At 31.9% G+C, this 16,416-nt stretch carries 16 protein-coding genes and 1 riboswitch; all 16 genes read left to right on the top strand.

Going from position 1 to position 16,416, the window contains the following annotated elements:
• The first annotated feature begins 11 nt into the window (after positions 1-11).
• The gene (rnpM, locus tag EXC59_RS03440; RefSeq protein WP_162163869.1) at positions 12-266 is read left to right on the top strand and encodes an RNase P modulator RnpM; all 255 of its coding nucleotides are present in this window, start codon (positions 12-14) and stop codon (positions 264-266) included.
• Positions 263-541: a L7Ae/L30e/S12e/Gadd45 family ribosomal protein gene (locus EXC59_RS03435; RefSeq protein ID WP_035368177.1), complete on the top strand. Its 279-nt coding sequence runs from the start codon at positions 263-265 to the stop codon at positions 539-541. The genes rnpM and EXC59_RS03435 overlap by 4 nt, the downstream gene beginning before the upstream one ends.
• 18 nt (positions 542-559) lie before the next feature.
• A complete protein-coding gene (gene infB, locus EXC59_RS03430; RefSeq protein ID WP_084145048.1) occupies positions 560-2,383 on the top strand; it encodes a translation initiation factor IF-2 in 1,824 nt (607 codons plus the stop codon).
• A gap of 2 nt (positions 2,384-2,385) precedes the next feature.
• On the top strand, positions 2,386-2,727 hold the full coding sequence (gene rbfA, locus EXC59_RS03425; protein ID WP_035368176.1) for a 30S ribosome-binding factor RbfA: 342 nt from the start codon (positions 2,386-2,388) through the stop codon (positions 2,725-2,727).
• 78 nt (positions 2,728-2,805) lie between these two features.
• Positions 2,806-5,076, top strand: coding sequence for a replication restart helicase PriA (priA, locus tag EXC59_RS03420; RefSeq protein WP_035368174.1), 2,271 nt, complete (start codon positions 2,806-2,808; stop codon positions 5,074-5,076).
• Positions 5,077-5,087: 11 nt separating this feature from the next.
• On the top strand, positions 5,088-6,002 hold the full coding sequence (gene fmt, locus EXC59_RS03415) for a methionyl-tRNA formyltransferase (protein WP_035368172.1): 915 nt from the start codon (positions 5,088-5,090) through the stop codon (positions 6,000-6,002).
• A complete protein-coding gene (locus EXC59_RS03410) occupies positions 5,995-6,582 on the top strand; it encodes a phosphatidylglycerophosphatase A (protein ID WP_051658910.1) in 588 nt (195 codons plus the stop codon). The genes fmt and EXC59_RS03410 overlap by 8 nt, the downstream gene beginning before the upstream one ends.
• Positions 6,583-6,584: 2 nt before the next feature.
• Entirely contained in the window at positions 6,585-7,904 is a 1,320-nt protein-coding gene (locus tag EXC59_RS03405; protein WP_035368170.1) for an HD domain-containing protein, read from the top strand.
• A gap of 55 nt (positions 7,905-7,959) precedes the next feature.
• A riboswitch (SAM riboswitch) is annotated at positions 7,960-8,056 on the top strand.
• 67 nt (positions 8,057-8,123) lie between these two features.
• Entirely contained in the window at positions 8,124-9,284 is a 1,161-nt protein-coding gene (metK, locus tag EXC59_RS03400) for a methionine adenosyltransferase (RefSeq protein ID WP_035368168.1), read from the top strand.
• A 41-nt stretch (positions 9,285-9,325) separates the two neighbouring features.
• Positions 9,326-9,892, top strand: a complete 567-nt coding sequence (locus tag EXC59_RS03395) for a LemA family protein (protein WP_162163868.1) — start codon at positions 9,326-9,328, stop codon at positions 9,890-9,892.
• A 73-nt stretch (positions 9,893-9,965) separates the two neighbouring features.
• Positions 9,966-10,886: a DUF3137 domain-containing protein gene (locus EXC59_RS03390; RefSeq protein WP_162163867.1), complete on the top strand. Its 921-nt coding sequence runs from the start codon at positions 9,966-9,968 to the stop codon at positions 10,884-10,886.
• On the top strand, positions 10,883-11,338 hold the full coding sequence (locus EXC59_RS03385; RefSeq protein ID WP_035368164.1) for an NUDIX hydrolase: 456 nt from the start codon (positions 10,883-10,885) through the stop codon (positions 11,336-11,338). The genes EXC59_RS03390 and EXC59_RS03385 overlap by 4 nt, the downstream gene beginning before the upstream one ends.
• Positions 11,339-11,363: 25 nt before the next feature.
• Positions 11,364-13,829 (top strand): preprotein translocase subunit SecA, encoded by a 2,466-nt coding sequence (gene secA / locus EXC59_RS03380; RefSeq protein ID WP_035368163.1) that lies wholly within the window; start codon positions 11,364-11,366, stop codon positions 13,827-13,829.
• 2 nt (positions 13,830-13,831) lie between these two features.
• On the top strand, positions 13,832-14,929 hold the full coding sequence (gene prfB, locus EXC59_RS03375) for a peptide chain release factor 2 (protein WP_035368161.1): 1,098 nt from the start codon (positions 13,832-13,834) through the stop codon (positions 14,927-14,929).
• The gene (locus EXC59_RS03370; RefSeq protein WP_162163866.1) at positions 14,922-15,791 is read left to right on the top strand and encodes a YitT family protein; all 870 of its coding nucleotides are present in this window, start codon (positions 14,922-14,924) and stop codon (positions 15,789-15,791) included. The genes prfB and EXC59_RS03370 overlap by 8 nt, the downstream gene beginning before the upstream one ends.
• Positions 15,788-16,360 carry a regulatory protein RecX gene (locus EXC59_RS03365; protein ID WP_035368157.1) on the top strand — a complete coding sequence of 191 codons (573 nt, stop codon included), beginning with the start codon at positions 15,788-15,790 and terminating at the stop codon, positions 16,358-16,360. The genes EXC59_RS03370 and EXC59_RS03365 overlap by 4 nt, the downstream gene beginning before the upstream one ends.
• Positions 16,361-16,416: the final 56 nt, after the last annotated feature.

Raw genomic sequence — 16,416 nt, 5'->3', positions numbered from 1 at the left:
TGTTCACACACATGATCAAAAAAGTGCCAATGCGTACTTGTGTTGTAACTAAAGAGGTGCGCCCTAAAAAAGATTTAATTCGTGTTGTTGCCACTAAAGAAGGCGTTGTTTCAGTCGATGCCAAAGGCAAAGCAAACGGACGCGGTGCGTACTTAATCTTAAGTAAAGAAGTTATTGAACTTGCTAAAAAAAGCAAGGCATTAGATAAAAAATTAGAAGTTAATGTTCCTGATAGTATCTATGAGGAACTCCTAGCACTCTTATGAATAAGGGCGCTTTAGGCCTAGCATATAGAGCGAAAAAGATTATTTTAGGAACTGACTATGTCGTAGAAGCCATGCGACATGGTGAACTATCATTAATCCTTTTAGCTTCTGATGCAGGTGAAAATACAAAAAAGAAAATCAGTGATAAAGCTAAAACTTACCAAGTCGAAGTCAATGATAGGCATTCAACAGAAGAACTATCAAGTGCTATTGGTAAACAAAATGTAAAAGTAGTAGGCATAAAAGATAAGGGGTTTGGCGAATTACTGAAGTAGAAAGGGTTGTGATTTTATATGGCTAAAAAACCAGTAAAAAAAGATTTTCGTAAATCAAATATCCCAGTAAAAACTAAGGAAGTGTCAAACACTAAAAAAGTTTTAACTTATAAACCAGAGATGACGGTTTCGGATGTTGCGGAAGGACTAGGACTTGCAAATGCAGTCTTAATCAAAAAATTGATGTCATTAGGTATGATGGCTTCAGTAAACCAAGTACTAGACAGAGAAACTGTTGAATTAATTGCGATGGATTTAGGAGTAGAACTTCAAGATGAAGTAATTACAGACTTAACTCGTTATGATGAAATTGAGATTGTTGATGATCCAAAAGATTTAGTAAAAAGAAGCCCAATTATTACTATTATGGGACACGTTGACCACGGTAAAACAACTTTATTAGATGCTATTAGAAAATCTAGAGTTGTAGCTGGCGAAGCGGGTGGGATTACGCAACATATTGGTGCGTACCAAGTAGATTGGAATGGAGATAAAATTACATTTATTGATACTCCAGGGCATGCTGCCTTCACAGAAATGCGTATCCGTGGTGCTAAAGTAACAGATATTGTTATTTTAGTTGTTGCAGCAGACGATGGTGTGAAACCTCAAACAATTGAAGCTTTACAACATGCGCAAGCTGCTAAAGTTCCTATTATTGTTGCAGTAAATAAAATTGATAAACCAAATGCAAATCCAGATTTAGTTATGAGTGAATTATCAAACCATGGATTAACTCCAGAATCATGGGGTGGGACAACACCTTATGTTATGATTTCTGGTTTAAAACGCACAGGTATTGATGAATTATTAGATGTTATTTTATTAGTTGCTGAAATTGAAGATTTAAAAGCTAATCCAAAACGTTTAGCAAAAGGTACAGTCATTGAAGCATCACTTGATAAAGGTCGTGGACCAGTTGCAACATTAATTGTTGAAAACGGTACATTACGTGTTGGTGATATTTTAGTCATTGGTAATACATTCGGTAGAGTAAGAACAATGAATGATGATTTAAAACGTCGTTTCACTGAAGCAGGTCCTGCAACTCCAATCGAAATTACAGGTTTAGACCAAGTGCCTCAAGCAGGGGACATCTTCATGGTATTTGAAGATGAACGTATGGCTAGACAAATTGCTGAACAAAGAGCTGCAAAAGAAAGAGAAACAATCGCTAAACAACAAAAAGCAACTTCTCTAGAAACAATGTTTGGTGCTCAAGACGATGGTCAAAAAGTATTAAACTTAGTTTTAAAAGGTGACGTTCAAGGTTCTATTGAAGCATTAAAAGGTATGTTAGAAAAAATCAATGTTGAAGGATTCCACGCAAATATCGTTCGTAGCGGTGTTGGTGCAATCAGTGAAACTGATATTTCACTAGCAGCAGCTTCAAATGCGATTGTTATCGGATTTAACGTTCGTCCAACAGCAGCTGTTAAATCATTTGCTGAACAACAAGGTGTTGAAATTCGTTTATATAATATTGTTTATCGTATTACTGAAGATATTGAAAAAGCACTTAAAGGTATGCTTGCACCAACTTTCGAAGAAGTTGTTACAGGTCAAGCTGAAGTACGTCAATTATTCAAGATTTCTAAAGTCGGTACAATTGCAGGATGTATGGTTACAGACGGAGTCATTAAACGTGAATCTAAAGTATCAGTCATCCGTGATGGTATTGTAATTTACAAGGGTGACTTAGCAACTTTACGTCGTGTTAAAGATGATGTGAAAGAAGTTAGACAAGGTTTCGAATGTGGTATGTCTATTGTAAACTTCAATGATTTAAAAGAAGGTGATATAATAGAAGCATCAATCGAAAGGGAAGTTGAGGTAGTCTAACAATGAGTATTACAACTGAGCGCCTAGGTTCTCTAATCTTAAGAGAATTAGTTTACATCATTAATGATGTTGTAAAAAATAGTCAAATTGGTTATATTACATTAACTGAAACAAAAGTAACAAAAGACTTAAGTTTCTGTACAGTATATTACACAATTTTAAGAGATGAAAAAGAAATCATCGCAAAAGCACAACAAGTTCTTGATGAAAATAAAAAAGTAATTAGAATGCGTTTAGCTGAAAAAATTAGAAATATGAGAAAGATTCCTGATCTAATCTTCAAATATGATGAAGCATTAGCTTATGGAAATCATATTAATAAACTATTAAATGAAATCAAATAATTAACATCCCTTCACTGGGATGTTTTTTTATGTTTTTTAGATATATCATAAATGATATAATAAAGTCAGGTGATAAAGTTGATAGCAAAAGTTATCGTTGATATGAAGCATAAAAATATTAATCAAACTTTCGATTATTTTGTGAAACCAGAAGATGAAGAAGTTATTAAAAAAGGGATGAGAGTTATTGTCCCTTTTACTGATCATGATTTAAAGCGACAAGGTTTAGTTTATGATTTATGTGAAGAAAGTGATGTTGCAACTAAATATATCGATGAGATTATTGACTTAGAACCAGTTGTGGATGAAGAAATATTTACATACATTAAGTATTTAACCTTGAATCCAACTGCATTACTTGCGAAGGCTGTAGAAACAGTCATCCCATTAGATTTAGTCCTAAGTTATCAAAAGAAGGTTACATTACTTGACCAAGATATCAAAGATGATTTAAAGTCTAAATTTAATCGTAAGAATGAATGGATTCTAAAATCATCTGATAAAAAATATTATCAAAGATTACTGACATTAAAAGAAAAAAATAAAGTAAAAATTGAAACTATTTTAAAACAAAAAGTTGCTAAAAAATATGATGAGTATATCGAACTTTTAGATTATCGTTATCAAGGGACAGAACTTCATCAAAAAGTAATATCAATTGTTAAAAGTTATGAATCTATTTCAAGGAGATATTTAAACCTATTAACAAGTAGTGGTGTTGTTAATACATTAATTAAAAAGAAAGTCTTAGGTATTGTAGAAAAAGAACAACGTTTAACCAATTACGAAGAGTTAATTGAACAAAAACCAATTGATTTACTAAAAGAAAATCAAACACATTATGAGAAGATACAAAAAAGTAAGCTAAAAGAATTTGTGTTTGAAGGTAGTAATTTATATAGTACTAATCTTATATATAAGTTAGTAGAAGAAACTATTTATAAACAAAAGCAGGTATTAATTTTAGTACCGGAAAGATTCTTGGTGAATAAGTATGTTGATATTTATCAAAAATTGTTTCCGAATGAATTAATTACAATTTTAGATTCAAATCATACTGTCAAACAAACTTATTTTTATAAAAAAGCAATCCTAGAAAAAGAGTCATTAATTACCGTTGGGACACGTAGCTCTGTCTTTGATAAGTTTAATGATTTAGGGCTTGTTATTGCTTTACAAAGCCATGATAGTGCATATGTTCAAACAGATGGTATATATTATGATGCTAGAGACGTGGCAAGATTAAAAGCAAAGTTTTATGGTGCAACATTAATATATGAAACACATACAAGAACACTAAAACAAGCAAAAGAAATATTAGATAAAAAGTTAGTTTTAATTGAATTTGAAAAAGCAAAAGAAGCATTTGTGGATATTGTTGATATGAAGGATGAACTATTACGTGGAAATACGAAGATGTTAAGTCACTCATTAAAAACTTATATTGATAGTGCAATTAAAAATGATCAAAAGACTTTGCTTATCATGAATCAAAAGGGATATGCCCCATTTGTGATGTGTAGGAGTTGTGGATATGTTCCAAAAGACAAAGAAACAGATATTCCACTTAACTATAGTGAAAAAGAAAATATCTTACGTTCTAATCTCACAAAATATCAAGAACCATTTTCTAAGACTTGTCCAGTTTGTCATAAAGAGACCATGAAACCCGTAGGTAGTGGTATTGAACAACTAGAAGTATTCTTAGAAAAGATTTATGATCGAAAAACACTTTTAAGAATTGATGGAGATACTTTATCAAATAAAGAAGTTTATGAAATTGCTGAAACATTAGAAACAAATAAAGATATCAAAATTATCATTGGAACACAAATGGCATTAAAAGATATTTTTGCTAAGAAAGTTTCATTGGTTGGGATATTAATGGCTGACCAATTCTTAAAAGTACCAAGATATGATGCATCAGAAAATGCTTATATCTTATTTAAGAATGCACACCATATTGCAAGTCATCGATTGGTTATTCAAAGTTACCAAACTGACCATGTGGTTATTGAGTCATTAAAGCATAATTTAAATTTCTATGATGTTGAATTACAAAATAGAAAACTAACATCGATGCCTCCTTATTTCAATTTGTTACAAATAAGAGTAGAATATGAGAGCTACTTAAAGGCTTATCAGTATGCATTTATGTTAAAAAATGAGATTTTATCAAGAAATTACAAAGTTATTGGCCCAAGTCCATCGTTAGTTTTAAAAAACGATAGGGCTTACCGATTCTTATTGCTTGTGAAGTATCAAACACTAGATCAAGCTTTAGTAGAGATGCTAAGAAATGAACGTTCATACAATTTAGAAACAAGTTTTGAATTGATATGGAATTAAGGAGAAATAAAATGATCGTATTTATGGGAACACCAGAATTTTCAGTTCCAATTTTGGAAATGTTAATTGAAAATGGGTATCCAGTTGGGTTAGTTGTTACTCAACCTGATAAACCAGTAGGAAGAAAAAAGATTTTAACACCTTCACCAGTTAAAAAAGTTGCGTTAAAACACGGAATTGAAGTTTTTCAACCAGTTAAATTAAAAGAAGAATATCAAAAAATACTAGATTTAAAACCGAAATTAATTATTACAGCCGCTTTTGGACAAATCCTGCCAAAGGCCTTACTAAACGAAATTAAGGCAATTAATGTCCATGGTTCACTACTACCTAAATACCGTGGTGGCGCACCAATTCAGTATTCTATTTTCAATGGTGAAAAAGAAACTGGTATTACCTTAATGGAAATGGTTTATAAGATGGATGCTGGAGATATGATTGATAAAGCAGTTGTTAAGATTGAAGATGAAGATGACTATGGAACATTAACAAAGAAACTATCAATCGCTGGGCGTGATTTATTAGAAAAGAATTTAGATGATGTTTTAAGAGGTACTTACGGTAAACAAAAACAAATGGATGAAGAAGTTACATTTGCTTACACCATTAAGTATGAAGATGAAGCATTGAACTTTAATGAATCTCTTTTATGGAATCATAACCGTGTAAGAGGCTTAAGTCCGCTACCAGGAGCACACTTTGAAATCGGTGGCACAACAGTAAAAGTGTTTAAAACACGCATAAGTGATATAATAAATATTGAACCTAATGAAATTAGAATCGTTAATAAAAGGTTAATCATTGGCTGTAAGGATGGTGGATTAGAATTAGTTGAAATCCAACAATCTGGAAAAAATAAGCTAATGGTTAAAGACTTTTTAAATGGTCAAAACTTATTTAAAGATGGAGGGTTCATAAATGGATAAATCTAAATTACTTTATAATCGTGAAGAAATGCTAAGATTAAATATCGAAGCACTTCAACGTCGTGGTGGTGTAACTGTACATGATATTGCCACAATTGCCCATGCACAACAATCAAAATATTACCCCGATATCGATTTACAACTATGCATCGAATCAGTTGAAAAAATCTTAACATTTAGAGATGTTTTCCACCATATTCAATTTGCTGCTGAAGTTGATAGATTAGCTGAAGAAAAAATGTTTAAAGGTCCAATTCAAGACATTCTATATTATGACTTAGGGTTATTTGGATTGGATGAAACTTTAGGATTAGATGTTGCTCGTTTATATGGTGCAATTGGCCAAACAAACTTTGGTGATATTGACGTCAATAAGCGTGGAGTCGTAGCGAAGTTAAATGAAGACGGAAAGAAAGACGGAATCGTTCATACATTAATGGATGATATTGTTGGAGCAATTGCTGCGGCTGCTTCAACTCGTGTTGCTCAAGTGATGAATGAAAACTTAGCATTAGAAAATCCTGATTATCATAAATTAAGTTTATTTGAATTAATGCAAAAAAAATCAAAAGGTAAATAAAAGTGGACTTAAAAAAACCAAAAAATAAATTAAAAGGGTTTGGGAAACGAGTATTTTCAAAGTTTTTTGGTTTCGAAACAGGGATCGATGTAACCAATGATGTTGCCGTTTTATATCGTAGAAACGTTGTCATTAAAAATATCGTTTTTATATCAAACATCCTATATTCGTTAGTATTCTTTATTCTCGGATTTTCAGTAGCCAATCCAACAACAGATTGGCTTTTTGCCGTTGCATCACTTCCGATTACTTATTCTGTAGGAAAATTACAAAATAGATTAATTAACTTAGACAAAAACGATTTAACAAAGCAACAGATTGCAATGTATGTTTCTAGTTTCTGGATTTTTATATCGGCAGTCTTGGTCTATGTAAGAATTTATGCGGTCGGACGAAATGAATTGTTTGAGACTGCGGCATATGTCTTAATTTATTATTCTTTAGTTCAAATTTCTTTATATCAAGATAAAAGATTACTTGCCAATTCATTTGTAAGTTTATTAGGATTTGTCACTTTAATTCATATAGCAGTCACTTATGATTTTTTCCATATGGAATTAACTTGGCAAGAGTTTTCTTACCAATTATTAAATGATCCTTCTATGAGCCGTCAATTCGGTGCCCTCATTTTAAGAACGGTTATTTTCTCATTATTTTATTTAGTTAACTATATTATCGTTTCTATAGGACAAACCATTCAAGAAGAGCGTAAAAAAGAATTAACAAAACGTCGTCAAGTTCAAGATGACTTCACGCATATTGTTAAAAACTTCTTTAATATTGTTTTCCAATCAGTTTCAAGCTTGCTAGATGAAACGCATGCATATAGAGTTTCACGTGTGAGTGTGAAATTAGCAGATTACTATAATTTAGATAAAGAAGCAATTGAACGTATTGAAAATTATAGTTTATTACATTTAGAATTTGATGAGATTAAAGACTTAATGATAGAGTCAGAAAATCAAACTGAGCAATCTTATGATGTGTTAAGAACAAAAACAGAATTAGGCGCAAGAATTGCAAAAAGAATTCAATTGGCTAAAAAAACAATTGATATTATTCGTACGCACCATGAAGATATGCCGTCAGAAAGTTTCATTAATGAAATGCGTAAGATTCAACCTGATATTGAATCTCAAATCATTTTAATTTCTGATTTCTATGTAACCTTAAGAAGTGTTTCAAGTTACTATAGACCTTATAATCATCAGACAGCAATGCAGTTCATTTTAAAAGAATTATCACCTTATATCGATGGAAATTTAAAGGATACATTCTATAAGTATAACGAAGAATTAAATCAATTATACCAAAATCTATAATTGTGCTTTACAAAGATTTACATTCGTAGTATGATAAATAAGCAAACTAAATCGCAACTTATTAAGAGCAGGCGAGGTCAACGGTCCATAGACCCTGCAGCAACCTATTAAATTAGGTGCTAAGACGTGAGGGGGAAACCCAGCAATAAGGATTTGTTCAAAGACGCTTCCTTGTTGGAGGCGATTTTTTTTGACAAAATATATAAAGAGGTAAAAACCATGAGTTTCGTATTTTCAAGTGAGAGTGTGACAAAAGGTCACCCAGATAAAGTAGCTGATTTTATTTCAGATTCATTAGTTGATTTCTGTTTATCAGCAGATCCAAATTCAAGATGTGCTATTGAAACATCAGTAGCAAACAAGAGTGTTTTCATTTATGGTGAAGTCACAACAAAAGCTGACCTTACTAAAGAAAACATAATGAAAGTTGCTAAAGAAGCAATCGCTTCAATTGGTTATACACAAAAAAGATTCATCTTTAATGTAGATGATTTAGAATTTCATATTCAATTAAATAAACAATCTGCAGATATTGCACTAGGCGTTGATGAAAATGAAAACAAAGAACAAGGTGCTGGTGACCAAGGTATTATGTTTGGGTTTGCTAAAGATGATACTCCAAATTTATTACCATTACCAATTTTCTTAGCACACGAATTAACTAAGAAATTACAAGAAGTTAGAGAAAATAGAACGGTGTTCGGTTTAGGACCTGATGGTAAGAGCCAAGTCTCTGTTTTATATGATGATAATAATCAACCTGTTGAAGTTACAGCAGTTGTTATCTCAACGCAACATTATGAAGAAAAGACTTTAGAAGAAGTTAAAAAAGATATTTTAGAACATGTTATTAAGCCTGTAATTCCAGAAAACTTATTAACTCCTAATACAAAGTATTACATTAACCCAACGGGAAGATTTGTTATTGGTGGTCCAGTAGGAGACTCAGGATTAACAGGTCGTAAGATTATTGTTGATACATACGGTGGATTTGCACGTCATGGAGGCGGAGCATTCTCAGGTAAAGATGCTTCTAAAGTGGATAGATCAGCTGCATACATGGCACGTTACATTGCTAAACAAGTTGTTGCAAGTAAGGTTGCTAAAACTTGTGAAATTCAATTAGCTTATGCAATCGGTGTTGCTGAGCCAGTTTCAATTTATGTAAACACATTTGGAACAGGTGTTGTAAGCGATGCGAAGATTCAAGAAGTCTTAGAACGTAACTTCAAACTTACCCCTAAAGGTATTATCGAAAAACTCCAATTAAAACGTCCAATCTTTAAACAAACAGTGAATAATGGTCACTTTGGTAAGACTGGGGATGCATTTACTTGGGAAAAAACTGATTCCATTGATATTTTCAAACATTTATTATAAAATAATAACTGCAGTAAAAAAGCATAAAGGAGGAAATACACATGGATTTAACAGTATTATGGATTATTTTAGGGGTTATTGCTTTCTTTGCAATTATCTTTATCGCTTGGTATATTTCAACAGTAAACTCATTTAGAACAATGATTGTTAAAATTGATGAATCAGAATCATCTATCGATATCGCATTAACTAAACGCTATGATTTATTAACAAAAATGGTTTCAGCTACTAAAGGTTATATGAAACATGAATCTGAAACATTAGCTAAGGTTATCGAAATGAGACAACCTGCAAGAAATGCATCTATTTCAGAAAAACAAGATTTCGCTAATCAATTATCTCAAGGTTTATCACAATTAAATGTTGTGGTTGAACAATACCCTGATTTAAAAGCTTCAGCAAACTTTGCTAAGTTACAAAGTGCAACTGTAGAAGTTGAAGAAAATCTTCAAGCAGCGCGTCGTGTTTATAACTCAAACGTTTCAATTTACAATCAAAAATTAGTTGTGTTCCCATCTAGCTTAGTTGCTGGTTGGAAGAACTTCACAAAACGTGATTTCTTTGAAGCAGAAGCAGTTAAACGTCAAGACGTAGATTTCAATTTTTGATTCAGTTGAATCATTAAATAGCAGAAACGGCTTAAAATAGTTTCTGCTTTTTTGCTAAAAAGAGGTAGGGTATATGGAAGAAAAGTTAAGAGAATTAGAAGCACAAAGATTAGTCATTTTAGCAGAACAAAAAAAATATAATAAACGAGCAATACCTTTCTTTGTGATTGGTGCAATTGGCTTTTTACTAGGAATTGCTTTTCCAGATACTGGAGCGCTCTTTATGGTCATTGGCTTTGTCTTAATTATCATCGGAGCAATTGTTGCCTCTATTGGATATAAGCATATTGCACAATTCAATCAAATGTTTAAGAGTAATTTAATTACATCATTATTGAAGGCTAACTATGATAACGTAACATATGAGCCAAAAGGCCATATTCCTTTAGATGTTTTCTTGAAAACGGGTTTAACAAGAAAACCTGATCGCTGGAGAGGAGAAGATTTTATCTCTGGTGAAAAAAATGGTGTTAAATTCCAGGTTTCAGAGTTCCATTTAGAAGACCGCCATGTTAGGCGTGACAGCAAGGGAAATACTTATGTAACTTATGAAACTTTCTTTAAAGGAAGATTCTTTATGTTTGAATTTAAACGTATCTTTAAACATGATTTAAGAATTTCAGAAAAAGGTTTATTAAACATAAGTTTTAATAATTTTGGTTTAAAAAAGATTGAGACAGAAAGTATCGCATTTAATAAAAAGTTCAGTGTTTTAACAGGTGATGATCAACATGCATTTTATATCATTACACCTGTAATGTTAGAAGAAATTCAACGTATTGAAAGATTATTTAAAGGAACAATTGCATTATTATTCCAAGGAAATAGACTATATGTTGCAATCAATGATAACAAAAATACACTTGAACCAAATATTAAAGTTCCTTTAACAGGACAATCACTGGATTATTATTTAGTGGATATTTTAATTATGCAAGAAATGATTCATGCATTTGACCTTGATGGTTCTAAATTTATGGAGATTCATGAATGAGTTATATCAGTGATATAAGAAAATTCGTAAATCATGCACCCATATTTATGCCAGCAAGTGCTGCAATTATCGTAAAATACGATAAAATATTATTACAGCAGCGAAGTGATAACTTAAAATGGGGTCTTCATGGAGGTTCAATGGAACTTGGTGAAACTTTAGAGGAGACCTTAATAAGAGAAGTGAAAGAAGAAACGAATTTAGATATTTTATCATATTGTTTTTTCAAAAATTATAGTGGTAAAGATTTCAAAATAACTTATCCGAACGGAGATGTTTGTTATGTTATCGATCATATTTATGTTGTAGACCAATATAAAGGTGATTTGAAACCACAAAAAAATGAGGTAAAAACATTACAATGGTTTTCATTTGATGAAATCCCTTGGGATGATTTAATGCACCATAATAAAATCATATTGAAAGATTTTATGAAGAGCCTAGGCAAATAGATTATAGATAAGAGGATGTGAAGTTATGTTTGGAATGTTTGATTCCACAAAAAAGGCTTTAAAACGTTACAAAAAAGTAGCTGATAAAGTAATGGCATTAGAAGATGTCTACAAAAAAATGACTGAGGAAGAATTAATAAATCAGACAGTTATTTTAAAAGAAAGATTAAAAAATGGTGAAACGATAGATCAAATTTTACCAGAAGCATTCGCTACTGTTAGAGAAGCATCTACTCGTATAACTGGTATGACTCCATACTATGTGCAAGTTATTGGTGGGATTGCTATCCATGAGGGTAATATTGCAGAGATGCGTACAGGGGAAGGTAAAACTTTAACATCTGTTATGCCTGCTTATTTAAACGCGCTTAATGGAGAAGGCGTTCATATTGTTACAGTAAATGAATATTTAGCAAAACGTGAAGCTGAAGGTGAAATTGGTAATTTATTTAGATATCTTGGCCTAACTGTTGGTTTAAACTTAAGAGACTACGATAGACCACAGAAAAAAGAAGCTTATGCTTGCGACGTTATGTATTCAACAAATGCGGAATTAGGTTTTGACTACCTAAGAGACCACATGGTTTTATACCATCAAGATATGGTTGCACAACGTGGCTATCCATACGCAATTATCGATGAAGTCGACTCAATTTTAATTGATGAAGCAAGAACGCCATTAATTATTTCTGGTCCTGCAAAAGCAACTCAAAATCTATATCAACAAGCAGATAGATTTGTTAAATCTTTAGCAGATGAAGATTATGAATTAGATGTTGAAGCAAACACAGTAGAATTGTCTCCATCAGGTATTACAAAAGCTGAAACAATGTTCTCAATCGATAACTTATACGATCTAAAACACGTTTCTTTATTACACCACATTAACAATGCATTAAAAGCAAACTTTACAATGTTTAAAGATAAAGAGTACATGGTTCAAGACGGAGAAGTATTAATTATTGACCAATTTACAGGACGTATTTTAAAGGGTCGTCAATTCTCTGAAGGCTTACATCAAGCACTTGAAGCTAAAGAAGGCGTAGAAGTTAAAAAAGAAACTGTTACAGTTGCTACAATTACATACCAAAACTTCTTTAGAATGTATAAAAAACTTTCAGGTATGACGGGTACTGCAAAAACTGAAGAAGAAGAATTTATCGATATTTATAACATGCAAGTTATCGAAATTCCTACAAATAAACCAGTCATTAGAGAAGATGCACCAGATTATTTCTTTGTAACTGCAGAAGAAAAATATGAAGCATTAGTAAGTGAAGTTGAAAGACGCCATCAATTAGGACAACCAATCTTAATTGGTACAATTGCGGTTGAAACTTCAGAACATTTATCAATGATGTTAACTAAACGTCGTATTAGACACGAAGTGTTAAATGCGAAAAACCATGAAAGAGAAGCTGAAATTATTGCGAAAGCTGGTCAAAAAGGTGCGGTAACAATTGCAACCAATATGGCTGGTCGTGGTACTGATATTAAATTAGGTGAAGGTGTAAAAGAATTAGGTGGTTTAGCTGTCTTAGGTTCTGAAAAGCACGATTCACGTCGTATTGATAATCAGTTAAGAGGACGTGCTGGACGTCAAGGGGATCCTGGTTTCTCAAGATTCTACTTATCAGCTGATGATGAATTATTAGTTCGCCGTGGTGGTGAAACCTTTAAGACTGTCTTTGAACGTTTTAAGAAACTTCAAGGAACTGGGGAACCAATCCAATTCAAGATGATTTCAAATATTATTACAGGTGCTCAAAAACGTAGTGAAGGTAATAACTCTGAAATTAGAAAAAATGTTTTAAAATATGATGATGTTTTACGTCTACAAAGAGAAATTATTTATGACCAAAGAACAGCAGTTTTAAAAGATGAGTCAGTTGAATCATCAGTGATTCAATTTATTAAAGATGTTGTTGAATCTGAAGTTGATGATTACATTACACCAGTTGGTAAAAATAAATTTGACATTGATGATGATGGCATCATTACGCACTTCGAAAGTTTCTTATTCCCTAAAGGAACACTAGATAAAGAAACATTAGAAAAGTTTGATGAAAAAGAAGTTGTTGAATACTTAAAAGAAGTAGGTATTAAATTACTTCAAGAAAAGAAAACGCAAGTTCCGATTGAAATTTACAATGAATTCTTAAAGGTAATCATGTTACGTGTGATTGATACTTATTGGATGCGCCATATCGATACAATGCAAGAATTACGTCAAGGCGTAAGATTACAATCATATGGTCAACAAAATCCATTAATTATTTATCAAAGAGAAGGTAAACGCATCTTTGATGAAATGTTATATGGTATTTCAAAAGACGTTGCAAGATATGCTTGTTTAGGTAGAATTCAAGTAAACGTTCAACGTGAAGCAGTTGTGAAGAATACTGCTACAAATCAAGGACAAGATCCTAATAAAAAAGATAAACCAAAGAAGATAAAGGTACATAGTAATCAATTACCTTGGAATAGATAAACATGGAAAGATATGAAGTAAATAGAACAATTGAAAGCTTTGAGACTAGCCTTAATGACTTAGAAAAAGCACTTAACTTTGACGCTCTAAATGAGCGTCTTCATGTGTTAGGTGAAGAAATGGCGAATCCAAACTTTTGGAATGACACAAAAAAAGCGAAAAAATTAACTCAAGAAGCTAACCAATTAACAGCAAAAAAACAAACTTATCAAAGTTTAAAAAATCAATTTAAAGACATTAAAGTATGGTTTTTAGAAGCTGAAGAAGGTACGGAAACTTGGGAAATTTTAGAAGCGGAAATTAAAGATTTAACGCATAAATTAGGAGATTTTGAAGTAGAAATTCTACTAAATGAACCTTATGATGAAAATAATGCAATCTTAGAATTACATCCAGGAGCAGGTGGTACAGAGTCTATGGACTGGTGTAGCATGCTCATGAGAATGTATCAACGTTATGCTCAATTAAGAGGATTTAAAGTGGAAATTCTAGATTATCTTCCAGGTGAAGAAGCTGGGGTTAAATCTGTAACCATGCGCATCAGCGGTCCATATGCATATGGATATTTAAAAGCAGAACGTGGGGTACATCGTTTGGTCCGTATTTCTCCATTCGACTCGAATAAGCGTCGCCATACATCGTTTGTTTCATGCGATGTGGCACCAGAGTTCAGTGATGATGTAGAAATTGAAATTAAAGACGAAGATTTAAGAATTGATACCTTCCAATCAAGTGGAGCGGGTGGACAATCAGTTAATACAACTTATTCAGCGGTTCGTTTAACGCATATACCTACAGGTATTGTGATTAGTATGCAAAACGAACGCAGCCAATTAAAAAATAGAGAAGCTGCGATGAATATCTTAAAATCTAAGTTAATGCAAAGAGAATTAGAAGCAAAACAAAATGAAATTAATGCCTTAAAAGGTGAAAAATCAGATATTGGTTGGGGTAATCAAATTAGATCATATGTCTTCCAACCATATCAACTTGTCAAAGACCATCGTACAAACTACGAAGTAGGTAATATCCAATCTGTCATGGATGGAGATATCGATGGCTTTATTAATGCATATTTAAAAGGAAAGAGTTATGAATAAGAAAAAGCTAGTAGCCTACATGTTAATCACACTGGGTGTACTGATTATTAATCTTGGTTTTTATTTCTTCTTACAACCACTCAATTTAATTATTGGTGGGATGATGGGGGTTGTTTTACTCATCGAATCTTTCATACCTTTAACTGTAGGGACAGCTTATTTAATTTTAAACGTCCTATCTTTAATCATTGGATTAATCTTCTTGGGTAAGGATTTCTTTATGAAAACAGCTTACGCAACAATTTTAGGACCAATCATCGTTTCAGCCATGGAGTTACTTGAAATTCCTGACTTACTCGTCATGAATCAAATCGATACACATTACCAACTTTTAGTTGGGGCAATCGCTGGTGGTGTTTTAGTTGGATTGGGATTAGCCATTGTATTACGTACAGGTGCAACAACTGGTGGTATGGATGTTTATCAAAAATTAATTCATAAATACTTACGACTTCCATTTACAGTCACTATGTATTTCACAGATGGACTCATTATTTTATTAGGTATGGCACTTAATCTACAAAGTGGATTATTTGCAATCCTATCGATGTTAATGATGACCCTGATGATTGAAAAGATTTCAGTTATTGGAAGAAGTGCATTTGCAATTTTAATAATTACCGATTTTGCAGAAGAAATAAAGGATCGTATCTTTAAAGATATTGACCGAGGTATTACACGTGCTAAAGTAACTGGTGGATATTCAAATAAAGAAAAAGAAATGGTTATTACAACAGTTACACGCCAAGAGCTATACGAATTAAAAGATATTATTTTAGATGTAGACCCAGGTGCTTTCACACTGATTTTAAACACAAAAGAAGTGCTAGGACTTGGATTCCATAGAGATGAAATTTCATGAAAATAATAGAAATTAAAAAACTAAAGAAGAACTATCAAATTACTTTTGATAATTTTTTCAAATTAATTGTAGATGAAGATACAGTTGTAAAGTATCGTTTAGTCCCAAATAAAGAAATTAGTGATATATCAATCTTTGAAAAAGAAATGGAATTAAACAAACTTTATGATAAGGCTGTACGTTATGCATCTTATGGTAAATCAGAAAATCAAATGATTAAGTACTTAAATGAACAAGGTATGGACAATACCTATGAATTCATCAAACGCTTAAAAAAAGATCATTTAATTAATGATTACCAAATGATTAATAGTCTAAAACGTAAAGGGTATAGTTATTTAAAACTACAAGAAAAATTACATTACTATGACTTTGATAGTGATTTAATTGAAAATGCTTTATCAAGTTATGATGAATCAAAAGCACTAGATAAAGAGTTTGCGATTGGATTAAAAAAATATAGTAAAGAACAAAGTTACCAAAAGAAACAAGAAAAGTTATATCGTTATTTAATTTCTAAAGGTTTTAATGAAGAAAAAGTTAGAAGCAGAATGAATATATTAGATTAAAGGCCAAAGGGCCTTTTCTTTTTTAAAAAAATAAAAAGAGCAATTATGAAGTAGTC

Origin of the sequence: Acholeplasma hippikon (assembly GCF_900660755.1) — a bacterium.
Classification (GTDB): Bacteria; Bacillota_I; Bacilli_A; order Acholeplasmatales; family Acholeplasmataceae; genus Acholeplasma; species Acholeplasma hippikon.
Note: the sequence above shows the minus strand (reverse complement) of the source record. Positions and strands in the feature narration are given on the sequence as shown.